At 70.8% G+C, this 23,470-nt stretch carries 14 protein-coding genes; 8 read left to right on the top strand and 6 right to left on the bottom strand.

Translation table 11 applies throughout. The annotated features are described in order from the left end of the window. Positions 1-522: 522 nt before the first annotated feature. The 4 genes from ABIA38_RS13365 (at position 523) to ABIA38_RS13350 (ending at position 7,901) form a co-directional block, all read left to right on the top strand. Positions 523-4,602 (top strand): Pls/PosA family non-ribosomal peptide synthetase, encoded by a 4,080-nt coding sequence (locus ABIA38_RS13365; protein WP_424638793.1) that lies wholly within the window; start codon positions 523-525, stop codon positions 4,600-4,602. A gap of 69 nt (positions 4,603-4,671) precedes the next feature. Next, positions 4,672-6,033, top strand: coding sequence for an aspartate aminotransferase family protein (locus ABIA38_RS13360; protein WP_424638792.1), 1,362 nt, complete (start codon positions 4,672-4,674; stop codon positions 6,031-6,033). An 87-nt stretch (positions 6,034-6,120) separates the two neighbouring features. Continuing rightward, the gene (locus ABIA38_RS13355) at positions 6,121-7,383 is read left to right on the top strand and encodes an aspartate kinase (protein WP_424638791.1); all 1,263 of its coding nucleotides are present in this window, start codon (positions 6,121-6,123) and stop codon (positions 7,381-7,383) included. A gap of 323 nt (positions 7,384-7,706) precedes the next feature. Beyond that, on the top strand, positions 7,707-7,901 hold the full coding sequence (locus tag ABIA38_RS13350; protein WP_424638790.1) for a hypothetical protein: 195 nt from the start codon (positions 7,707-7,709) through the stop codon (positions 7,899-7,901). 51 nt (positions 7,902-7,952) lie between these two features. On the opposite strand, the gene ABIA38_RS13345 is transcribed toward ABIA38_RS13350, so the two are convergent. Both ABIA38_RS13345 and ABIA38_RS13340 read right to left on the bottom strand, forming a co-directional pair. Beyond that, positions 7,953-11,603 (bottom strand): IucA/IucC family protein, encoded by a 3,651-nt coding sequence (locus tag ABIA38_RS13345; RefSeq protein ID WP_424638789.1) that lies wholly within the window; start codon positions 11,601-11,603, stop codon positions 7,953-7,955. A 62-nt stretch (positions 11,604-11,665) separates the two neighbouring features. Further along, complete coding sequence (locus tag ABIA38_RS13340; protein ID WP_424638788.1) at positions 11,666-12,664, bottom strand: TauD/TfdA dioxygenase family protein; 999 nt, start codon at positions 12,662-12,664, stop codon at positions 11,666-11,668. 238 nt (positions 12,665-12,902) lie between these two features. Here ABIA38_RS13340 and ABIA38_RS13335 point away from each other — a divergent pair, with 238 nt between their 5' ends. Next, a complete protein-coding gene (locus ABIA38_RS13335; RefSeq protein WP_424638978.1) occupies positions 12,903-13,703 on the top strand; it encodes an SAM-dependent methyltransferase in 801 nt (266 codons plus the stop codon). 71 nt (positions 13,704-13,774) lie between these two features. On the opposite strand, the gene ABIA38_RS13330 is transcribed toward ABIA38_RS13335, so the two are convergent. After that, positions 13,775-15,082 (bottom strand): hypothetical protein, encoded by a 1,308-nt coding sequence (locus ABIA38_RS13330; RefSeq protein WP_424638787.1) that lies wholly within the window; start codon positions 15,080-15,082, stop codon positions 13,775-13,777. A gap of 296 nt (positions 15,083-15,378) precedes the next feature. Here ABIA38_RS13330 and ABIA38_RS13325 point away from each other — a divergent pair, with 296 nt between their 5' ends. Further along, on the top strand, positions 15,379-16,425 hold the full coding sequence (locus ABIA38_RS13325; RefSeq protein WP_424638786.1) for a P1 family peptidase: 1,047 nt from the start codon (positions 15,379-15,381) through the stop codon (positions 16,423-16,425). Continuing rightward, positions 16,422-17,189, top strand: a complete 768-nt coding sequence (locus ABIA38_RS13320) for an aspartate/glutamate racemase family protein (protein ID WP_424638785.1) — start codon at positions 16,422-16,424, stop codon at positions 17,187-17,189. The genes ABIA38_RS13325 and ABIA38_RS13320 overlap by 4 nt, the downstream gene beginning before the upstream one ends. 59 nt (positions 17,190-17,248) lie before the next feature. On the opposite strand, the gene ABIA38_RS13315 is transcribed toward ABIA38_RS13320, so the two are convergent. Then, entirely contained in the window at positions 17,249-18,487 is a 1,239-nt protein-coding gene (locus ABIA38_RS13315) for an alginate lyase family protein (protein ID WP_424638977.1), read from the bottom strand. A gap of 232 nt (positions 18,488-18,719) precedes the next feature. Here ABIA38_RS13315 and ABIA38_RS13310 point away from each other — a divergent pair, with 232 nt between their 5' ends. Then, the gene (locus tag ABIA38_RS13310) at positions 18,720-19,379 is read left to right on the top strand and encodes a hypothetical protein (protein ID WP_424638784.1); all 660 of its coding nucleotides are present in this window, start codon (positions 18,720-18,722) and stop codon (positions 19,377-19,379) included. Between the two features lie 85 nt (positions 19,380-19,464). Here the strand turns inward: ABIA38_RS13310 and ABIA38_RS13305 are convergent, their stop codons facing one another. Both ABIA38_RS13305 and ABIA38_RS13300 read right to left on the bottom strand, forming a co-directional pair. Beyond that, positions 19,465-22,308, bottom strand: a complete 2,844-nt coding sequence (locus ABIA38_RS13305) for a hypothetical protein (protein ID WP_424638783.1) — start codon at positions 22,306-22,308, stop codon at positions 19,465-19,467. After that, positions 22,305-23,417 carry an ATP-binding protein gene (locus ABIA38_RS13300; RefSeq protein WP_424638782.1) on the bottom strand — a complete coding sequence of 371 codons (1,113 nt, stop codon included), beginning with the start codon at positions 23,415-23,417 and terminating at the stop codon, positions 22,305-22,307. Before ABIA38_RS13300 ends, ABIA38_RS13305 begins: the two co-directional genes overlap by 4 nt. Positions 23,418-23,470 lie beyond the last annotated feature (53 nt).

The raw sequence follows: 23,470 nt of genomic DNA, 5'->3' as shown, positions 1-23,470 counted from the left end.
GTTCGCGCCGACACCCCCGAACCTAGTTTTCATTTCGACTTCGACCGCGACCGCAAAGAAAGTGCAGGCTCGAAACTTGGTCGCAAAAGGCAGCGGGATCGTGATCGTTCCCATCCGGAACGATCTTGGCTTCGAATTGCCGGGGAAGTCGCACCACTGTTGTCGTCATAGCATCGGCTGTCGGTGGAAGAGTGGCGCGAGCGATCCTTACCGGCTCGCTCGTCGCGGTTTCGTCCTCCTGGGCAACGTCATTTCGTGTGCGCGTTCGTTGCGCCTCGGCGGTTCGCCGGAATCCGCCGCACGATCCGACGGGGCTGCTCAACCAGGAGCCGGAGGCCGCGGGTTTGGGGGCCGCCACACGGCTGCTCACCTGCACGGACGACGCCTGCCCGGATACCGGTACTGCTCACCGGTCGGGCGTCGACAGATAGCGGTACCCACCACGTATGTGGATCAACAATCAGGTAAACACGAATCAAATAATTCAACCGGGTTTACATAAATCCCACACGAGGATGCGTCATGACCCATGTGAGATCCGCCCCGGGACCAGCGAAGTCGGCGCTGGTCCGCGCTCCGACGCGGCCCGCGACCGCTCTCGACGAGTCGCCGATCAGCGCCCTTCCACATTTCTTCGAGCACTCCTGCGACCGCAATCCCGACGCAATCGCGATCGTCTGCGAGAACGCCGAGCTAAGTTACGCGGAAGTAGATTCGCTGGCCAACCGGCTGGCGAATCTGCTGAGGTCTCGTGGGGCGACTTCGGGCCGCACCGTCGGCATCCTGCTGGAGCGCTCGGTCGACTCCTACATCGCGCTGCTCGCGGTGATCAAGACCGGCGCGGCCTACGTCCCACTCGACCCCTCGTTCCCGGCCGAACGTATCGCCTTCATCGCCGAGGACGCCGAACTGTGCGACCTGGTCACCACGTCCGGGATGCGCCACCGCACCACCGATCTGCCCTGCCCCCACCTCGAACTCGACACGATCGCCCACGAACTGGCCGAGCAGTCCGCCGCTCGGCTCGACGTCGACATCGAGCCGTCCGCGTGCTCGTATGTGATCTACACCTCCGGTACCACCGGCCGACCCAAGGGGGTGGCCGTATCGCACGAGAGCATCGTCAACTTCCTGCGCGTGGTCACCCCGATCTACCAGGTGGGCGCCGAGGACCGGGTCTACCAGGGGTTGTCGATCGCCTTCGACTTCTCGGTGGAGGAGATCTGGCCCGCCTGGATCGCCGGCGCCACCCTGGTCGCCGGCCCCACCGACGGCCGCCGGGTGGGCCATGGTCTGAGCGAGTTCCTGCTGGCCAACACGATCACCGTGTTGTGCTGCGTACCCACGCTGTTGACCACCATCGAGGCCGAACTCCCCCGGCTGCGCACCCTGTTGGTCAGCGGCGAGGCCTGCCCGCCGGACCTGGTCCGACGCTGGACGCAACCGGGCCGACGGATCCTCAACGCGTACGGGCCCACCGAGACCACCGTCACCGCCACCTGCGGCGAACTGGCCCCCAACCGGGCCGTGACGATCGGCATCCCGCTGCCCACCTACCGCGTCTACATCCTGGACGAGCAACTGCGCCCGGTCGCCGAGGGCACCGGCGGCGAGATCTGCGTCGGCGGCCCGGGGGTGGCCATCGGCTACGTCAACCGGCCCGAACTCACCGCCGAACGTTTCGTGTCCAACCCCGTCGAGGCGGACCGCGCCGAGGTACCGCGCGTCTACCGCACCGGCGACCTGGGCCGATTCACCCCCAACGGCGAGATCGAATACCTGGGCCGGGTCGACACCCAGGTCAAGATCCGCGGCTACCGGATCGAACTGGCCGAGATCGAGGAGGTGTTGCGCGAGGACACCGCGATCGAGAACGCCGTGGTGACCCCGCTGGCACAGGACGGCGTGGTCCAGGACCTGATCGGCTACGTCACGCTCTCCGACCGGGCCAACGGCGACGCCCACGACCACGACCGCCTGCGCGATCGGTTGCGGGTGTCGTTGCAGAGCCGACTGCCGGACTACATGATCCCGTCCTTCGTCGAGGTGCTGCCCGAATTCCCGCTCCTGGCCGCCGACAAGGTCGACCGGGCCGCGCTGCCGGCGCCCACCTCGCCGCCGCTGAACCGGCGCACCACCACGCATGTCGCACCCGCGACAGGTCTGGAGGAGCAGCTGGCCGTGATGTGGAAGGAGGTGCTCGGCGGCGAGGCGGTCTCCGTCGAGGACGACTTCTTCTGCGACCTGGGCGGCCACTCGATGGCCGCCGCGCGACTGATCTCCCGGATGCGCCGCGAGACCCGGTTGCAGGGGGTGGCGATGGGCGACCTGTACGCGCATCCCACCATCCGGGGACTGGCGGGCTTCGTCGAGGCGGAGGCGAAGGCGGCGGCTGCCGCCCGGGCCGAGACCGAGGCCCGGCCCGCCGGCACCTCGCCCGCCGCGCCCCCGGCCCCCCGACGCCACTCCAGCGCCCGGGTGTTCGGCTGCGGCCTGGCCCAGATGACCTGCCTGTACGGCTGGCTGCTCATCTTCAACCTGCCCACCGTGGTGCTGCTCTACCGGATGTTCCTGGCCTGGAACCTGCCGGTGTTCGAGCCGGCCAACGGCGGCATCCTCGACCACCTGACCCACATGAACCTGCCCGGGTTCATCCTCCTGGAGATCGGCTGGATAGTGGTCAGCCTGCTGATCCCCTTCCTGGCCGGCCGATTGTTGATGATCGGCGTCCGACCGGGGTTCCATCCGCTGTGGGGCGTGACCTATCTGCGGTTCTGGCTCTACGGCCGAATGCTCGCGTTCAGCCCGCTGCCGTTCCTGACCGGATCGCCGCTGCTCGCACCCTGGTTGCGACTGCTCGGGGCCCGAATCGGTCGCGGCTGCCACCTGTCGGCGGTGATCGGCCTGCCCGCGTTCGTGGAGATCGGTGAAGGCACGAGCATCGGCTACGGTGCCCGGCTCCAGCCGTACGTGGTCGCGGACGGCTGGTTGCGGCTCGCGCCGATCAAGATCGGCTCGGGCAGCTTCGTGGGCACGAACAGCGTGGTCATGGCCGGTGCCGTGATCGGCGACCGGGCCTCGGTCGGCGAACAGTCCCTGGTCCCCGCCGACCGGGTGATCCCCGCCGGCGAGCACTGGGCCGGCTCGCCGGTCGCCCGCCAGGACACCGCGCCCGCGCTGCTCGAGGAACTGGCCGCCGCGGACGACCAACGCCCGTGGACCGTAGCGGTGTTGGCCGGCTTCACGACCGCGGCCCTGTTGCTCGCGCTGATCCCGCTCCTGGTCGCCGGCGGCACCGGCGCCCTGATCGGCTGCGTGGCCTGGAAGTTCGGCTTCGGCTGGGCGGTCGCCGCCACCGTCCTGGCCGGACCGCTGTTCGTGATCCTCACCTGCACCCTGGTCCTGGTCGTCAAGCGGGTGCTGTTGCCCCGGGTACGGGCCGGCATCCACCCCGAACGCAGCGGGTTCGGCGTTCGCAAGTGGATCGGCGACGGCATGATGACCACCAGCCTGACGCTGACCCACTCGCTCTACTCGACGCTCTACCTCGTACCGTTCCTGCGCCTGCTCGGCGCCCGCACCGGACGCTGGTCCGAGGTGGCCACGGTCAGCTTCGTCGACCCGGACATGCTGATCATCGGCGAGCGCAGCTTCGTCGCGGACGTCAGTGTCGTCGGCCCCGCGGTCTTCCACCGCGGCCAGGTCTCGGTCGCCCCGGCCGAGGTCGGCGCGCGCAGCTTCGTCGGCAACGGCGCACTGGTGCCCGGCTCGTGCCGGCTCGGCGAGAACAGCCTGCTCGGCGTGCACTCGCTCGCCCCGACCCGGCCGATCGACCCGGAGACGACCTGGCTGGGCTCCCCCGCGATCTTCCTGCCGCGCCGCGAGGCCAGTCAGGACTTCCCGGCGAAGTACACCTTCAGCCCGACCCGGGGCCTGATCGCGGCCCGCCTGGCCATCGAGTACTTCCGGGTCACCCTGCCCGCGACGCTCGTCGCCCTGGCCACGCTCGCCAGTCTGTACGCCTCGATCCAGATCGCCGAGGCCTTCCCGCCGTGGGCGCTGTTCCTGTTCGGCCCCGCACTCCTGCTCGGCATCGGCGTCGGCTCCACGCTGGCCGTGGTGCTGCTCAAGTGGCTGGTGATCGGCCGCTACCGGCCCCGCGTCGAGCCGCTGTGGGGCGTCTGGGTGCGCCGCACCGAGCTGATCACCGGGCTGTTCGAGAACCTCGTCGTGCCGAGCCTGCTGAACTTCCTCACCGGCACCCCCCTGATGGGCCCGGTCATGCGACTGTTCGGCGCCCGGATCGGCAAGCGGGTCTGGCTCGCGACGACCTACCTGACCGAGTTCGACCTGGTCGAGGTCGGCGACGATGCGGCCGTGGCCGAGGTGACCTCGCTGCAGACCCACCTGTTCGAGGACCGGGTGATGAAGATGTCCCACGTGCGAATAGGCGCGGGCAGTTCGGTCGGTACCCGATCCGTGGTGCTCTACGACGCGCAGGTCGGCGCCGGCACCACGCTGGACGCACTGTCCCTGGTGATGAAGGGCGAACACCTGCCCGACGGCACCCGGTGGCGTGGCATCCCGGCCCGGCCCAGCTGAACCGACGATCACATCAACCGAATTCCCCAGTCTCTGTCCGAATTTCCGCCACGCCCATCGGAGACCCTCATGGCACCGCTCGTCCAACGCACCATGACCGAACCGCGGGTCGACTGCGATCTGCCCGGCCCGAACTCCGCCGAACTACTCGCGCGCCAGGACCGGCGCGAGTCCAACGCCCGAACCTATCCGCGACACCTGCCGATCGCCCTTGCCGAGGCTTCCGGCAGCTTCGTCCGTGATGTCGACGGCAACGTGTTCATCGACTTCCTGGCCGGCGCCGGCGTCCTGTCGCTCGGCCACAACCACCCCGAACTGGTCCGCTCGGTCACCGCGCAGCTCGGCGTGCTCACCCACGGCCTGGACTTCCCCACCCCGATCAAGGACGAGTTCCTCGAGGCCCAACTGTCCATGCTCCCGGCCGCCATGCGGGACCGCACCAAGGTGCACTTCTGCGGCCCGACCGGGGCCAACGCCGTCGAGGCCGCGATCAAGCTGTGCAAGCTGGCCACCGGCCGCGGCGACGTCGTCACCTTCCAGGGCGGCTTCCACGGCAGCACCCACGCCGCCATGGCGGTGACCGGACTCGTGGCGCCCAAGAGCGCCCTGCCCAACGGGGTTCCCGGCGCCCACTTCTTCCCGTTCTCCTACTGCAGCCGGTGCCCCATCGGGCTGAGCCCGGACACCTGCACCACCAACTGCGTGGAATACCTGGAGCGTTCGCTCACCGACAGCAACGGCGGCATCGCGCGGCCGGCCGCGGTGATCCTCGAACTGGTCCAGGGCGAGGGCGGCGTCATCCCGGCCACCGCGGACTTCGTCCGTCGGGTGCGGGCGCTCACCCGCGAGCTCGACATCCCACTGATCGTCGACGAGGTCCAGACCGGCTGCGGACGCACCGGGACCTGGTTCGCCTTCGAGCAGTACGACATCGAACCGGACGTGATCGTCGCCTCCAAGGCACTCAGCGGCATCGGCACCCCGATCGCGCTGATCATGTACAACGACAAGCTGGACACCTGGGCGGCGGGCGCGCACATCGGCACCTTCCGCGGCAACCAACTCGCCTTCGCCGCCGGGGTCGAGGCGATCCGGATCATGCGCCGCGACGACATCCTGGGCAACGTGCGCCGCCGCGGCGCGCAGATCGCCGACCGACTCACCCCGCTGCTCGCCGACCCGTGGGTACGCGAGGTGCGCGGGCGCGGACTGATGTGGGGCGTCGAACTGGCGGACCCGGACACCGGTCGACCCGCGACCGAGTTCGCCGGCGCCGTCCAGGCCCGTGCGCTGCGCCGCGGTCTGATCATCGAAATCGGTGGTCGCGAAGACGGCGTGGTCCGGATCCTGCCGCCGCTCAATGTCAGCGCCGACGTCGTGGACACCGCGTGCTCCATTCTTGTCGACGCCATCGAAACCGGCCAACCGTAGCCCCACGCCGATGCGTCGGCCGACCCCGGCCGACTCGGCGCCGACCGGCTGCCCCTACCCCCGGCAGCCGCTGGAGGAGACCTCCCCATGGTTCTCATCGTCCAGAAATACGGCGGCTCCTCGGTGCACAGCACCGACCGCATCAAACGAGTCGCCGAACGTGTGGTCGCCACCCACCGGGAGGGTCACGACGTCGTCGTGGTCCTGTCCGCGATGGGCGACACCACCGACGAACTGCTGGACCTGGCCCGGCAGATCACCCCATTACCGCACCCGCGCGAACTCGACATGTTGTTCACGTCGGGCGAGCGGATCTCCAACGCCCTGGCCGCGATGGCCATTCGCGCACTCGGCGAACGGGCGTGCTCGCTCTCCGGCCCCCAGGCCGGGGTGTTCACCACCGCCGACCACGGCAACGCCCAGATCATCGAGGTGGCACCACAGCGCATCCGCCGCGAACTCGACCGCGGCGCCATCGTCCTGGTGGCCGGATTCCAGGGACTGAGCCGGGACACCGACGACATCACCACTTTGGGCCGCGGCGGCTCGGACACCACCGCGATCGCACTCGCCGCCGCGCTCAAGGCGGACGTCTGCGAGATCTACACGGACGTCGACGGCGTCTACAGCGCGGATCCCCGAATAGTCCCGAACGCCGGGCTGCTCGACCACATCAGCTACGAGGCGATGCAGGAGATGGCCGCCTCGGGCAGCAAGGTACTGGCCCTGCGCTCCGTCGAATACGCCCGCCGCTGCGGCGTACCCATCCATGTGCGCTCCGCGTACGGTGACAAACCCGGCACCACGGTGTCCGGTTCGGCCGACGGCGGCTCCGAACGCTCGACGATCACCGGAGTCGCCCACGACACCTCCGGTGCCAAGGTCACCGTACTCGGCGTGCCCGACCACGCCGACGCGGTCGGCCGGCTGGTCCGCACCGTCGCCGACGCGGGCGGCGAGATCGACATGGTCGTCCAGAACGCGGCGCAGCCCACCGGCGGAAGCACCGACATCACCTTCGTGCTCCCCAAGGAAGGCGCCCCCGCCGCCCTGACCGCACTACGCGAACTGCGCCCGGAAATCGGCTTCGAGGAGGTCACCCACGACGAGGACATCGGCAAGATCTCGCTGATCGGCACCGGGATGCGGACCAGTCCCGGGGTGACCGCGACGTTCTGCGAGACCCTGGCGGCGACCGGGATCAATATCGAGATCATCTCCACGTCGGAGATCCGCATCTCGGTCCTGTGCCGCACCACGCAGGTGGCCGCCGCGGTCCGCGCGCTGCATACCGCGTTCGACCTGGACACCACCGAAAAGGCCCTGGTCCACGCGGGCACGGGCCGCTGACCGACGGCTCGTCGGACCGGCCCGGACCCCGGGCGATGGCGGGAGACACCTCCACCGTCGCCCGGGGTCCTTCCGCGCGCGTCCGCCCGGTGGGGTGTTCCGGTCCCCCGGGCGGGGGACCGGGGCGGTCCGGCGCGTTGTGGATGTGGCCGGCGGGTGTGGCGGGCGAGCATGGGCGTCCTGGTCGAGGGAGTCGGAGGTCGCCATGCTTGCGCCCGTATCGGAACGAAGGCACGACGGGGCACGGTCCGTTGCCGCGAAGTCGCGCGGGAACGGGTGGGGGTGGGTTCGGGGATGGCCCGGGTGGGCGCCGGGCGCGGCGGTTGCCGCGCTATGCCCCACTCGCCGCGCTCGACGTGGTCGCGGCGCCCGAACCCGACGCGGCCATGGGCGCCACCCGGTCCGGGACGTTGTGGCTGGTCGCCTTCGGCGGCATGGCGTTCGGCGGCCTCGGCCTCGGCCTGCTCACTGCCGCGCGCTCCTACGCCGCCCGCACCCGGCCCCACTGCCGACCCTGACCGGCACCTGCGCCCCGCAGGGCGATCGAACCGGCCGTCGAACAGTCCGCCTCAGCGAAGGTCGCCGGGGGAACTCTCGTGACAGTGCAGGGGGTTGGGCTGGGGGAGATAGATGTCGCCGCGGCCGGGGAAGAGCCGCATGGTGACCAGAGCCTTCTGCGGGAGGTGCGGGCCGAGCAGCGCGGCGGTGTCCTGTGCCACCCGCCCGGCCAGTCCGGGCGTGGCGCTGCTCGACACGTCTGCCCGGATCTCCTCGACGACTGCCCGGACCACGTCCCATGGGGTGGGTGCGGGCAGCCGGAATTCCTGCCGCAACCGGTCGATCAGGATGCCCAGGTTGGCGTGGATCACCGCGTGGCAGAGCTTGGCGCGGACCTCCTCGATGTGCTCGGTGACCGTCAACGACCCTGGGTGCGGGGTGAAGTCGGATCCGGTCTCGCCGAAACGGCCCGGGTGCAGGCGCAGCCCGCCGCTGTCCCGCAACACGAGCCGGATCGGATCCGGCCGGCGGAGCACAAGCAGGGTGTTCTGCAAGTGCGCCTCGATCGCGATCCCGTGGCGCCACAGCAGCGGCAACGCGGCCGAGCAGAGCAGGTCGCCGTACTCGCGGAGGAAGGCCAGTGCCGCGGCGGAGGGTGCGATGCCGTCCGCGGTGGCCCGAGCATTGACCACGTCGGTCAGCAGGGGGTGCCCGGTCACCGGTGAGCGGGCGAGCAGTGTGACGCCGCTGACCATGGTCTCGCCCGGACGAAGTCCTCCCGCCGGGTCCGGGCGAAGCAGTGCGGACAACCCCCGGTGACGGATGGGCGGACCCGAGGGCCCTTCCGGTGGGTCGAAGGCGACGCCGGCCAACTCCGGGACGAAGTCCACTCGTCCGGTGGTGCGCGGCTCCGCGGCGAGCAGGCGCCGCAGGAGTGGGCCAAGGCGTGGGCTGTTGCGGGTCGTTGCGGGGGAGATGGTTCGGCGTCCCCCGGTGAGTTGCACGTCCAGCGCGAGTTTGAGGGTGAGTCGCTCGCCGTCCCGGCCCGGGTCGATGGTGACCAGGGTGCGGATGCTGGAGGTCGGGCGGCAGGCCAGGGCGGCCTCGGGCAGCCGCACCACCAGGCCGGCGGCGATCTCGGTGTCGTAGGCGGACGGCAGCACGTTCCGTGCCTGCCAGGGGTGGACCGGAACCAACACGTAGGCGTCCGGGTCGTACCCACGCTCCCGCAGGCCGCGTACGGCCCGGGACGTGAGGGCGGGATAGGCCGCCGCAAGCAGGTCGCCCACCGTGCGCCCGTCCTCATGGGCGGTCTCCAGAGCGGACCCCCGGTGGACGGCGACCATCTCCACCCTCACCGTCGCACCGGATTCGGGGGTGTAGGCGAGTACATCGGCGGTGGAGAACCCCAGCCGGGTGCGGCGGCACGGGTGCAGGGCGTGGCCCTCGGTTTCCAGGGCATCCAGGGCAAGGGTGACGTCGGAGGGGGAAGATCCTGCGGGAACCGTGCTGAGCGGGTCGGGAGCACCCGTGGCCCGGAGGACCTCTCTCCGGCGTCGGGCCGCCGCTCGGCTCAGCGCCAGGTTGGCGGCGGAGTCGGCCAGTTCCGCGCGCAGTCCGGTCCAGTTGCCACTCGTGGTGCGCAGGTTGTCGACCACCTGCTCGGGGCGGTCCGCCGCACCGTGCGGGCCGGTGACCAGCCCTTCGCGGCGCAGTGCCGCCAGGAGGTCCTGTGCCGTGTCCCGGCGCGCGGCGTCGAGTTCGGTCAGCCAGCGGATCGCCAAGTCCGGGTCGTGCGCGCGCAGTTCTGCCAAGACCCCGGCCTCGACCTCGCCCTGTACTCGGCGCAGCGGGTTGGGGCCGGCGAAGTGGGGCTGCTCGGTCACCTGCCCGGTCAGGCGCATCCGGAGCAGGCCCTTGACCGGCCAGGGGTCCTCGAGCAGGGCCAGGGCGTCGGCGCAGGCGTCCGCCGCCGCATCGGCGCCGAGTGCCCGGGCCGTCAGGCGGATGAATGTCTGCCGGCAGATGTCCCGGACAACGGGCCACAACACCTGCTCCGGGCAGCCGCCCACCTCGGCCAAGGCGGGTACCAGTTCGCCGAGTTGGTGTCCGAAGAGGGCGAAGTACAGCTTGGACCGCAGCGTGTCGGCGTCCGAGGCGTACAGGGCGGAGCCGGGGGCGAGCATGACGGTATGCCCCGAGCGGGCCAGCCGCGCGGCCAGGATGCGGACGCTGCCCAGATCCCGGATCAGGACGCGGCTGGGCAGTCCGCCGCGCAGGGCGAGCAGGGTGTTCTGCGAGTGGGCCTCCAGCGCGATCCCGTACCGGGTCAGCAGCGTCAGCGTGGGTGGCACGATCAGCTCCAGGTAGTGGCGGAGCCATCGCTCGACCGCGTCGGCGCCGGACATGTCCGGGTCCCCGCCCGCCGGCTCGGTGACCACGTCATGCAGGATCGTCCGGCCGGTGAGCGGCGAGCGGGCGAGCAGCGCCGCGATCGGCAACACCACCTCCCCCGGCGCGAGCAGGGTTTCCGGGTCCTCGCGCAGCACCGCGCCGAGCGACCGTCGGCGGGCGCTTGCGTCGGCTCCGGCCTGCTCGACCGGCACGAAGCAGACCCCGGCCTGCTCCCGGCAGACCGTGAGGCTGCGCATGTCGTGTTCCTCGGCGGCGATGTGCTCCAGGAGGACCGAGAGCCGCGGGCCGTTGCGCACGGCCTGGACGGAGACGCCCCGTACCGCGCTGGTGATCTGTACCTCCAGGGCCGTCTTGATATGCAGCCCGGCCGGCGAGCCCGGCTCGCGGACGGCCAGGGTGCGGGTGGACAACAGCGGACGGGCCGGGACCGTGACGGCCAGGGGCACCACGAGGCCGGCCGTCAGCGCATCACCGTGCAACCTCGGGAGTGCGTGATCCCGCTGGTGCGGATGGACCGGCAGCAGGATGTACCGATCGGGGTCGTACCCGGCATCCGCCAACTCCGCCCGAGCGGCCGCCACCGCGCCGGGAATCGCCCGGCTCAGCACCGCCTCGGCCGCCGCCGGACCGGCACTTCGGTCACCGGGTGCCGTCCCGCCCCGGCCGTCCGCGCCCGAGGCCGCCTCGCGCGCCACCGCCACCAGGGGAAGCGCGAAGGCGGCACCGAACTCGGGGGCGTACCGCAGCACATCCGCGGCGGACATGCCCAGCCTGCTCATGGCCGCCGGGTGCAGCGGGTGACCGTCCACGACCAGCTGCTCGAACCCCACCAGCGGAGAACCGGCGGGCAGTCGATCCAGCAGAGCGGTGAAGGGGCGCTTCGGATCCCACTCACCGCCGGCGCGCATCTTCCCCGCCTGCCGAGCCGCCCCGTCCAGGGCGAGCGTATGGCCCTCGACGCCGGCCGCGATCTCGCTGCGGACCTGTGCCCAGTCCAGGCCGCGCACCGGCACCAGGCCGAGGCGGACCAACACGTCGACGAGGCAGACCGGTTCGGTGATCGGTTGCCGGGTGCCGGCGCCGGTGCGCAGGGCGACGACACCATCGACGACCAGCCGGCCGGCGGCGGTGACCTGCCGCACCGGGATGGCCAAACCATGCCGCTCGGCGTCCTCGAGGTCCAGCAGTTCCTCCCGGACCAGGGCCGAAACCAGTCGGTCGAGAGTTCTCCTCCGGGCTTCCTGCCCGAACTCGTCGGGAACGGCGGATGTTGCCTGTTGTGGCGCCGAGCATGGGACCTCATCCATCCGTTGTCCCCCACGGTTCGTTTCCCAGCGATGGTGCAACGGATTGCCGCGAGGCGGATGCGTCAGCGCGGTGCGGCGAGTTCGTCCTTCGGTTCGGTGAGCGGTGCCCCGGCGACCGCTGTGGATGGCGTTCCATCCACGCCGACCGGGACATCGCCGGCGAGCATGACGCGGTGCAGGATGCGTGGGGAGTCGAGATGGTCACGGTCCTGGGCGGCCAGGTGAATGGTGGCTCGGTTGTCCCAGAACGCGATGCTCCCCGGCTCCCACGGGAATCGCACGGTGTATTCGGGCCGGGTGGCCTGGTCGACGAACAGCTCGAGCAGGGCGCGGCTCTCGGCCCGCGACAACTCGACGAATCGCTCGACGTAGTAGGGGTTGACGAGGAGCACCCGCTCCCCGGTCTCGGGATGTACCCGCACGAGCGGGTGGATCGAGACCACCGGTCGCTCCTGCAACTCCTGCGCGTAGGCGTCGTGGCCGGGTAGCGGTAGATATCCGACCCCTCGGCGGTGTTCGGCGCGCAGACTCTCGGCCAGGCGCCGCAGGGGTTCGGACAGGCCGGCGTAGGCCGCCGCCAGGTTGGCCCACGTGGTGTCGCCACCGTACGGCGGAGCGGCCTCTGCGCGCAGCATGGTGGCGGCCGGGGGATCGATCCAGGGAGTCAGGTCACTGTGCCAGTCGCGCAGCAGGGTGTGCCGCCGCCGGTCCAACCATTGCGCGCGGTCCTGTCCGTAGCGTTCGGCCAACTCGAGCCGGTCGACCATCGACTGCACCTGCGGGAAGGCGGCCGGGGAGGCGTCGCCGCGCGACGGCGAGAGGATGGGCGCACCGAACCGGCGGGCGAGCGCGACATGCCCGGCGTGATCGAGGTGCTGCTCACGAAAGAACACCACCTTCCAGCGGAGTACCGCGGACCAGATCGCGTCGGCGACCTCGTCGTCCAGCGGGTCGGACAGATCTACACCGGAGATCTCGGCTCCGATGCGGGTGGCCATCGGTCGCACGACCAACCCGGCGATGGTCGGATCCGTCACCGCACGCCTCCTCGGCAGCGCCATCCGGTCCGTGGCTCCGATCCTCGCTGCACCGGGCAGCCTGCCCCGGTGAAAGTCGGGAGAAACGCCCCTGGTCGGCAGGAGGGAAAGTCTTCGGCCCGGGTGCAGCGGGCACGGTGGGCGACGACGCCGGACCCGCGAACGGTGATTGTCACAGGTCCTGAAAGGATCGGCCCGGCCGGCCGATCAGCCGTGCCGAACAATGGAGGGCAGCATCATGAACAACATGATGAACAGCGCCATGCACGCCGAACAGCCGTCTGCCGCAACGGTGCAGGCGATCGACACGACGACACCGCACTCGGCGCGCATGTGGAACTTCTGGCTGGGCGGCAAGGACAACTACCCGGTGGACCGGGCCCTGGGGGCGCGGTTACAGGAGTCCTTCCCGCAGATCGTCGACATCGCCCGCGCCTCGCGGCGGTTCCAGGCGCGTGCGGTACGTCATCTCGCCGAGGCCGCCGGGATCCGGCAGTTCCTCGACCTGGGCACCGGGCTGCCCACCGCGGAGGCCACCCACGAGGTGGCCCAACGCGCCGCCCCGCAGGCGCGGATCGTATACGTCGACAACGACCCGATCGTGCTCGCCCACGCCCGCGCGCTCCTGACCGGTCGGCCGGAGGGGGCCACCGCGTTCGTCCCGGCCGACCTGACGGACGCCGAGACGGTGCTGCGCGAGGCCGCCGAGACGCTGGACCTCTCCCAACCGGTCGCACTGATGTTGCTCTCCACGCTGGGCCACGTCACCGACGACGCGCGGGCCACGACCCTGCTGCGCACCTACCTGGACGCGTTCCCCTCGGGCAGCCACCTGGTCCTGTGCGACACCATCGAAACCCCGGAAACACGGGCCGCGTCCGACGAGTACGCCGACGGCGGCGCGCTCCCGTACGTCTCCCGCCCGGCCGAGGTGCTCGGCTCCTTCGCCGACCACCTCGACCTTCTCGAGCCGGGCTTCGGTTCGATCACCCTGTGGCGCCCCGACGAGCCGGTGACCACTCCCCCGGTCACCCAATGGGGCTTCGTGGCCCGCAAACCGTAGCGGCGCCGGATCGGCCCGCCCACGGCCGCCCGCAGGCGGGCCGTGGGCGATGTCCCCGGGTCGGGTGTCGGCTACCGCTGACTCCGGCGGCTCTTGAGCATCAGGCCGCGGGAGAACTGGTCGCTCGCCGTGGTGTTGCCGTTCGGGAAGTCGACGTTCATCAGGGTCTGGTAGGCGTCCGGACGGAACTCGGCCATCAGGAGCCAACCGCTGCGCACATACGTGGTGGGCCCGCTGTTTCCGGAGCCGTCGGTGCCGTCGATGCGGCCCGCGTAGTGGCGCGGACCGGTGCTCATCACGTCCACGAAGGTGTTGACGAGCGGCGCCAGCATGTCCGGGGTGATGTGGTAGCGGCCGCTGAGGTAGGCGCGGTACAGACCGGCGCAGTCCAGGCTGCCGTGGTTGTTGTCCTCCAGACCCTTGGGGGACGCGGCGTATCCCCAGTCGTAGGCCGTGTTCCCGGCCGAGTCGGTGTACTTGCGCGCCGCCGCGAAGAACCAGTCCACGCTGGTCTGCACCAACTGGTCGTAGCGGGCGACCCGTTGCGGGTCGTCGGCCAGCAGCTCGTGGGCGATCGCCAGGTTCTGGAAGGCGTAGTCGAACATCATCTGCTGGTTCCAGGGCACCGCCTGGCCACCCTTGTACGGCGAATCGGCGGCGAAATACTGGCGGTTGCCCTGGGAGAGGTCCAACAGGCGGGCCAGGATGTGGCCGTCGACGGCGGTGTCCGCCTCCTTGACGAACCGCTTGGCCCGGTCGAGGTAGGTGACCCCGTATCCGTGCGGGTCGCCCGGGGTCACCGGCGTCTGCCAGATCGCGGGCGTCTGCAGGATCAGCCGGGCGCAGTTGGCCAAGTGGCCCACCGGGTCGCCCTGTTCGCCGCCCGTACCGATCGGGTCGGCGGTGATGTCGTTGGGCCAGGCCGGATCGACGTTGCCGGTCCACAACACGTGTTGGCCGACCGGGTCCGGCGCCAGGTCGTTGCGCTCGGACAGGACCGCGTCGCAGAACCCGATCATCCGGTCCAGGATCGCCCGGTCCTGCGAGATCTCGTACACCATGCCCATCGCCTTGGTGTCCTCACCGCTGTGCCCCTGCGCCCACTGGTTGCCGATGTTGTCGGCGGCGGGGGCCAGCGTCTGGATGTACGACTTGAACGAGTTGATCTCGTTCGCCGTGACGGGCCCGTCCAGGCTGTCCAGATGCAGCACGGGCCGAGCACTGGGCGCCGCCGCGGCTGGGCCGCCCGCCCCGGTCGCGGCCGGACTCCCGCCCGACCCCTTCCCGGACGCCTCACCACCGACGGCGACCACCCCGACGCCCACCACACACACCAGCGCCGCACTCCCCAACAGCAGTTTCGCGGACTTCCCAGGCATCGATCAGCTCTCCTCACCACGCCGACCCGCGGCCCGAAACCCACCACGAGCGGACCACCGAAACCACCCGACCCAACGGGCCGACCCCCGGGAAGACACCATCCGCACCGGCCCGGGCCACCCATCAGTACCACCTACACCACCCGCGAGGGGACCCATCCATCGGGCCTTTCCACCCGTACCTGTTCGGGGTGCCCAAGCCGAGGCGGAAAGTTCGGTCGGGGCGACGGAGATCAGTGGCGTGTGGGCGATCAGAATCGCCTGGACCGGTACCCGCGAGAGAAGGCGATCGGACCGTGCGCGACGCAGATCAGCAGTACCCGGATCAGGAATCCGTCCCCCCGCTGCGTCTTCGGGACGCCGGGCATCGGGTCGGGCGGTTGGCGCCGGGGGCGCACAACGCCATCACCGACGTGCCGGGGGTATTGGTCGGGCATACCACGCTGGTGGACGACGCCCGGGGCATCCACTCCGGGGTGACCGCGATCGTGCCGACCGCGCTGCGTACGGCGGCGTCGTTGCCGGCGGGGTTGTACGTCGGCAACGGCTACGGGAAGTTCGTCGGCGCCACGCAGCTCGTGGAGCTCGGCGAGTTGGAGACGCCGATCCTGCTCACCTCCACACTGTCCACCTTTCGCGCCGCCGACGCGCTGGTGACCTGGATCCTGGACCGCGCCGACGCCCCGGTGATCTCGGTGAACCCGGTGGTCGGCGAGGTCAACGACTCGTGGTTGTCGTCCGTGGTGCGCCGCCCGCTCACCGCGGCGCACGTGCTCGCCGCACTCGACCGGGCGCACGACGGCCCGGTGGCGCAGGGCAGTGTCGGCGGCGGCACCGGAGCATGCGCGCTCGGCTTCAAGGCCGGCATCGGCACCGCGTCGCGCACGGTGTCGCTCGGCGAGCGGGAGACGAGCGTGGGCGCGCTCGTCCAGGCCAACATGGACGGCGAACTGCGGCTGCTCGGGCGCAGCGTGACGCCCGCGAGCCTGGGTCTGCCCAGTGCCGGGTTCAGCACCGCGCACGGCTCGTGTGTGGTCGTGTTGGCGATCGATCTCCCGTGTACCGCACGGCAGTTGTCCCGAATCGCGGCCCGCGGTGTGTTCGCCCTCGGTCGGGTGGGCGCAGCGTTCAGTCACGGCAGTGGGGACTACGGGCTGGCCTTCTCGACCCGGCCCGACGACGCGCCGGCCAGGCTCGAACCGGCGCATCTGGACGCGGTGTTCGCGGCGGCGATGGAATGTGTCGAAGAGGCGGTGATCGACGCGCTGTTGGCTGCGCGGACGGTGACCACGCCGTCGGGCCGGCAGGCGTTCGCCCTGCCGCACCGGCTGGTTCGGTCGTGAATCCGCTCGACCGACCGCCCCGCCGGCTGGGCATCCTGGGCGGAATGGGCCCGCTCGCCACCGCCGACTTCTATCGACGGCTGGTGGAGCGGACGCCCGCCGGCTCCGACCAGGAGCACGTCCCGGTCGCCATGTGGGCCGACCCGCGCGTGCCGGATCGCACCGCCGCGCTGCTCGGTGAAGGCCCGTCGCCGGTACCGGCGTTGGTCGAGGGTGCCCGTTGGTTGCGCTCGGCCGGCGCCGAGTGCATCGCCATCCCGTGCAACACCGCGCATGCCTACGTCGCGGAGATCGCCCTCGTCACCGACGTCGAGGTGTTGGACATGGTCTCGGCGGCCCTGGTCTCGGCCGGCACGATGGCCGCGCAGGTGACGCGCGTGGGTGTCCTGTGCACCCGGGGCACCCGCGTGGCCCGCCTCTACGAACGTGCGGGCGAGGCACTGGGCATCACCGTGATCCGCATCCCGCTCGCCGCCCAGGAACGCCTCGTCGACCCGGCGATCCGGGCGGTCAAACAGGGCCTGCCCCTCGATGAGCCGTCCCGGCTGATCGCCGGGGCCGCCGAGATCCTGCGCGCCGGCGGTGCCCAGGTCGCCATCGCCGCGTGTACGGAGATCCCCCTGATCAGCCGGGAGGCCGCGCGCGTACTGCCCCTGGTCGACTCGACGACCAGCCTGGTGGACGCGGTCCTGGCCCGCCTGGACCGAGACGCACCGGCCCGGGCGGCGCCGGGATGGACCCGATCGATGTGGCCCCCTGGGTGACCTCCACCTGGTGACCACATCGACCCCGGCGCCGCGCGGCACCGCGAACTGCGGCTCCCCTACGGTGCGTTCGTGTGGGTCAGCGTCTCCCACCCGATGAAGTAGTTGGCCCCGAACGGGCTGTGCGCGGCCACGTATTGCTCGGTGTTGGGCATCGTAAGGCCCTCACGGCCGTGGTATTCGTTGTAGGCGAGCTGTACGGCCGGGCCGAGGCCCGTCTGCACCGAGCCGTCGCACAACCAGTCCGGCACGGTTGCGCCGTTGTCGATCGAGGTGTGCAACTCCAGGGCCTTGATCAGGCGTTCCCGGCCCTCGCTCCACAGGTCGACGCCCTGGAGGCGGGCCGTCTCGGCGCCGTGCGCGGCGGCTTCCAGGCCCCAGCCGGTGTGGCCGAAGTCGCGACAGGTCTCCTGGGCCAGACCGTCCTGGAAGGTGGATTGGCCCTGCCAGTACTTCACCAGGCGATCCCGCCCGCTCATCCCGGAGTCGGCGGGTGGTACCGGAAGGGGCCCGTCCGATTCGAGGTAGACGTACGCGGGCAGTCGGTTGCGCCACATCGTCAGGGCCCGGTCGAACGCGGCGTGGTCGTCGAGGAAGACCGCGATGCCCATCAGCGCGTCGGTCTCGATCAGTTCCCAGTTGCCGTTCTTGGTGGGGCTGCCCTTGACCAACATCGGCTCGTACACGGTGCGCAACATCGTCGCGAAGCGGTCCACCGACCCGGCCGACCAGCCCGCGCCGGTGTGTCGGATCAGTTCGCCGGCGCGCGAGAAGTTGGCGCCGGACCAGCCGGTCTGCAGGGGTGCGTTGCTGTTGGTGTGCTCCTGCAGGACGTCCGACCAGGCGTCCATGATCTCGATCGCCTTGTCCGCGTAGCGCTGGTCGCCGGTGAACGCCCATTGCAGGGCGTCCGTATAGGCCGCCATCGAGTCGTCGCGTTCGTCCGAGCAGCCGTTGTTGGGGTTGGACCTGGAGCCGCATTCGACCTCGGCACGCGGCTTGGGCTGCCAGCCGAGGGAGGCGTACTTGTTGGCCTGCAGGTCGGCGAAGGCCGACTTCCAGGGTTCGGCACCGGCGGCCAATTTGCCCTTGACGAAGGCCAGTTGGCGATCGCCGACCAGGACGCCGGGGTGCTGGAAGGGGGCGTTCGCGCGAGGTGCGTACGGGGTCGTCACCCGCGCCGCGGCAAGCGAGCCGGGCGAGCCGCCCGACCCGACCGATGCGGCCGGCCCCGCCGATCCGGTGCCGACGGGCCCGGACAGCAGTGCCGCGACCGCCGCTCCGGCCACCAGCGCCATCTGTACTTTCCTGGCCACCACGAGGTGTCCTTTCGCCGAGGTTCACAGAGTTTCGGGGAAGGAAGTACGTCGGCCGACGATCCCAAGGCGTCGAACACGGGGTCAAGTCATGTTAGGAAGCTTTACTAAACGTTGTGTTCCCGCGCCCCGACGGTCCGTGACGACCGGGCCGCCCGCCACGCCCGCACCCCGGTTCCGCCGGTCGCCGACCTCCCCCGCCTACAATCCAGGGGTGGCCGGACATGCAAAAACGACACCGCTTTCCGACGTACGCTTCGTCGGGCTTCGCCTCCGCCTGGCAACTCGCGGCCTGCAACGGCCCGTTCCCGTCGGCGCCGCCGCGATCACGCAGCACGGCCTCGGCGACCACGTCGCGTGGCGTACCCACGCCGAGATCGAGGCCCCGGAGCCCGGCACTCCGCCGCCCGCGCCGATCACCGCGCCCGTGCCGCCGGCCGCGCCGGGATCCCTGGCCGAGGCGCTGGCGGGCATCGATCGGCACCTGGCATCCGACGGCCCGCATGCCCTGCTCGCCGTACCGCCGTTCGCCGAGAAGACGATCCTGTGGGAGCAGCGCGCCTACTGCCCGCTGCTCGCCTCCTGCGTCGTGCTGGACGTCCTGGCGCTGGCCGCGATCGTCCACCCCACCGCCACACCCCAGTCCCTGGACGCCCGGCTGCGCGGCATCGGACTCGACCCGCCCGCCGAGCGTGCGGTCACCTGGGACGCGTACGCCATGACGAGCCTGTTCCGCCGGGTCGTCACCGACGGCGTCACCATGCGGCGCTGGTCCACGCTGGAGGACCTGGCCCGGGTCGCGGGCACCTACCCGCCCGAGCTCGAACCCGAGTTCGTGCCCGCGCGCGACGTCCAGGAATCCCTGTTCGACTGACGCCCGCCCGCCTACCCGCACCCCGCGCCGGGCGGCGACGTGTTTGCGTCGCCGCCCGGCCGGAGCGTCCCGGGAAACCCGGGGATCAGCAGCCGGCCAACAGGCCCGCCGCCGCGATCGCCGTGTCCGGGAACTGCTCGACCAGTGCCGCACCCGCCGGTACGGGCTCCGCCGCCGCCCAGGTCCCCTCGCAGCCCAGGAGTCGCGCCACCGCGTCGCACGTGGCCGGATGCGCCGCCACCAGCGCAAGTCCACGAGCACCGCCCGTCGGCCGCACCACCGCCGGCGCCGGCACCGATCCGGCCTGCCACGGCGGCACCCACGCGTCCAGCGCCGCCAACCGGCCCGGGAAGATCCGGCCCGCCTCGCGGATCAGCAGCGGCGCGAGTTCCGCGCCGCCCGCCCGCAATGTGCCGATCAGCGTCGGCAGCCACGGCAGCAACACCGGATCGGGCAGCCGTGCGAAGGCGTTCGAGATCGCCTCCACCACGAAGTCGGCCAGTCCCGGAACCGGTTCGAGCGCGTGCACGAATCCGCTCAGGTAGCGCGGATAGGCGGGCAGGACCAGTGGGTTGCCCAACAACTCGTCGCACCGCGAGCGCAGTTCCGCCCGGGTCAGCCCGCCCAGCTGCAATTGCGCCGTCCACAGCAGCGCCACCTTCGCCGGTTCCTCCGGATGCGCCTGCGCCACGGCCAGTTCGAGCTGGGTGCGATCGCAGCCGAGGGACAGGGCCAGGCTCTCCATGCTGAACAGGAAGCCCAGCATCGCCGCGACCTGCCGCACCGTCGCGTCCTCGTCGGCGAACGCGGTCGGCAGCAGCGTGCAGTAGTGCGCGTATCCGGCCTTGACGAACGCCTCGATCCAACCCGGCAGTACCGGCTGTGCGGTCCGGTAGTAGGCCAGCAACCGCCGGACCCGGCGCAGTACTTCCGGCGCGCCGTCGACGCCGCGTTCGATCGAGAGCACCTCCAGGGCGCGGATGCCGAGTTCCTCGGCGAGCCGGCCGCCGCCGCGCAAATAGAGCGTGGCGTCCTCGACGGCTGCCAGGACGGTCGCCGCAGTGGCCTGCGGGCCGTAGGCGGCGCGGCGCAGCCGCTGTTCCAGGACCTGTTCGATGCTGACGCCCTCGTAGCCGAGTTCGATCAGCGCCCGCTGGTGGGTGCCCAGGGCCAGGTCCCACGATTCCTGGATCGGCCGTTCGCCGAGCCGCCGTTCGCCCATGATCGGTCGCACGGCGTCCGGGGGCATCAGGTAGCGCAACATCCACAACACGTCCGAGCACGGTGCCAGCTCGGGTCGGCCGGCGATGTCCAGCAACGCCCGTCGCACGCCGCGCTGTTCCAGGTTCAGGCCCAGTCCCGCGAGCCGGTCGTGCACGTCGCGGGCCAGCGGCGGCAGTGCGTCGTAGCCGACCTTGCCGATCCGGTCGCCGCCCAGCATGCTCTCGACGATCCGACGCACGTCCCGCCGGCCCGGCACGGTGTCCTTCTCGATGCAGGTGACCGCCGCGTCCTGGAAGTCGTACGGCGTGGGCCTGGCCCGGTCACGCATCCCGGCCAGCAGGATCGACGTCTCGAACACCGCGATGGCATCGGCCGTGGAGGCGAGATAGCCGTTGCGGCGCGCGGCGCGGACGATCTCCACGGACCAGCCGAGCAGTTCGGCCTCGTCGAGTCGGTCCAGGACGGGGGGCTGTTGCAGGAAGCCGGACAGCTTGTCGGCCGCCGGCGCCGGCTCGGGAGCGACGACGACGGCAGCCGTCCCACCCCGTTTCGGCTGTGCGGCCTGCTTCCCGCCCGCCTGCCCGGCCAGTCGGAACGGCGCGACCCGGGTGCGCTTGAGGTTCTTCGCCCACACCGTCGCCGCGATCGACACCGACCCGGCCGCGAGGCCGAACTGCGCCTCGATCGCGGCATGGCTGGAGGGGATCAACCCGTGCTGCCACGTGGTCGCGGTACGCGGCGCGATCTCGAACGTGTCGGCAACACCGTCGACGCCGAACTCCGCGACCCCGGACGCCGCATGGAACGCGCCGCAGACGTAGAGGCAGTCCGCCGGATCGGTCCCCGTGGCGGCCAGGTGCTCGCGCATCCGGGTCCACATGTACCGCTCGCGGTCCTCGTCCACCCGCACCCGCCGCGCGTCGCCGGGTGCCAGTCGGCGGAACAGGCTGCCGATCAGGAGCATGACCTGCCGGTAGGTGTCGTGGTCGCTGTCGCCGAGCGGCAATTCGACGTATTGGTGCCACCATTCCGACCAGTGCCGCACCCGGCCGTGGCGCAGCAGGTGTTCCTCCAGTTCGGCGAAGCGCGGGCGCAGGTCGCCGATCTCCAGGCCGACCGCGTCGCCGTGCAGCGCGGCCTCGTCGTCGCTCGGCGGGGCGTCCGGGTCGGCCGATTCGCCGGCCTGGTCTGTCCCGGTCGCGCGCGGTTCCCACTGGAAGACGTGGTCCGAGGAGCGGTCCACCAGGACCAGTTCGACTCCCGGGGTGTCCAACGCGTAGGCGATCGCCTGGTATTCGGCGGAGGCCTCGGTGATCGGGGCGACCACGGACAGCGGGGCCCAGTCGAGCGGGAAACCGTCGATGTCGGTCGCGTACGCCTGGACGGCCACCGGGAGTGTGCAGTTGCGCAGTTCGGACAGCAGCGGGGCCATGTCCTCGCACAGTTCCAGGTACACCACCTTCGGCTGCTTGTCGCGCAGCCGCCGGGCCATCGCGATCGCCGAGGCGGGCGAGTGGTGGCAGACCGGGAAGATCTCCAGCGGCTCGCGGACCGCGCGGTCGACGTCGTCGACGATGCCGAGCAGGATGCCGGCGAGCGCGTCCGGTCCGTCCGCGAACGTCGCGGCGGCCTCCCGCAGTTGGTTGCGCAGGCCGTCGAACTCGGGCTGCGGCGTCGGGTTGGCGACGCGGGCTGCCGGGGTCACGACAGGGCGGCGATCGCGGTCCGACCACCCTCCAGGAACTCCGGCCACGGGCCGCCCTCCGCCTGGCCGCGCGGCTCGACCACGCCGTGCAGGTACTTGTTGATGATGGCCAGGTCCTCCGGTTCGCGCCGGGCCAGCGAGCCGACCAGCGAGGCGGCGAGGGTGTGTGCGGTCAGCGCCCGCTCGCCGAAGAAGTTGCTGTGCAGGATGGCGTCTTCGAGGACGCCGATCTGCTCGGCCGTGGACAGCGCCGATTCCAGCTTCTCGTCGTCGCTGCCGGCCGCGGCCGCCGCCGCGCGCAGGTCGGCGAAGCTTTGCAGGAGTACGTCCAACAGGGTGGGCGGCACGTCGAGTTCGATCCGGTGTCGGCGCAGCAGTTCCTCGGTGCGAAAGCGCACGATCTCCGCTTCGCTCTTCTTGTTCGTCACCACCGGGATGCGGACGAAGTTGAAGCGCCGCTTGAGCGCCGAGGACAGGTCGTTGACGCCCCGGTCGCGGCTGTTGGCGGTGGCGATGACGGAGAACCCGGGCTTGGCGAAGACGATGCCGTCGCTGTCGAGTTCGGGCACCGAGACGTACTTCTCGGACAGGATCGAGATCAGTGCGTCCTGAACGTCGCTGGTGGAGCGGGTGAGTTCCTCGAAGCGGCCGATCGCGCCGGACTCCATCGCGGTCATGATCGGCGAGGGGATCATCGATTCGCGCGACTGGCCCTTGGCGATCACCATGGACACATTCCAGGAATACTTGATGTGGTCCTCGGTGGTGCCGGCCGTACCCTGCACGACCAGCGTGGAATTGCGGCAGATCGCGGCGGCGAGCAGTTCGGCCAGCCAGCTCTTCCCGGTGCCCGGGTCGCCGATCAGCAGCAGGCCGCGGTCGGAGGCCAACGTGACGATGGCCCGTTCGACGATGCTGCGGTCGCCGAACCACTTCTGGGTGATCTCACGATCGAGGCCGTCGGCGCGCTCGGCGCCGAGCACGAACAGGCGCACCATCTTGGGCGACAGTCGCCAGGTGAACGGCTTGGCGCCGTCGTCGATCGATTCCAGCCAGTCGAGTTCCTCGGCGTACTTGAGCTCGGCGGGGGCGCGCAACAGGTCGGACATGACGTGGCCTTTCCGGACGGTTGAAAGGAAGGTGGGGGTGCGGTCTCACGAGC

This window comes from Embleya sp. AB8 (genome assembly GCF_049739465.1).
Taxonomy (GTDB): domain Bacteria; phylum Actinomycetota; class Actinomycetes; order Streptomycetales; family Streptomycetaceae; genus Embleya.
This window is presented reverse-complemented; position numbering and strand designations above follow the sequence as displayed.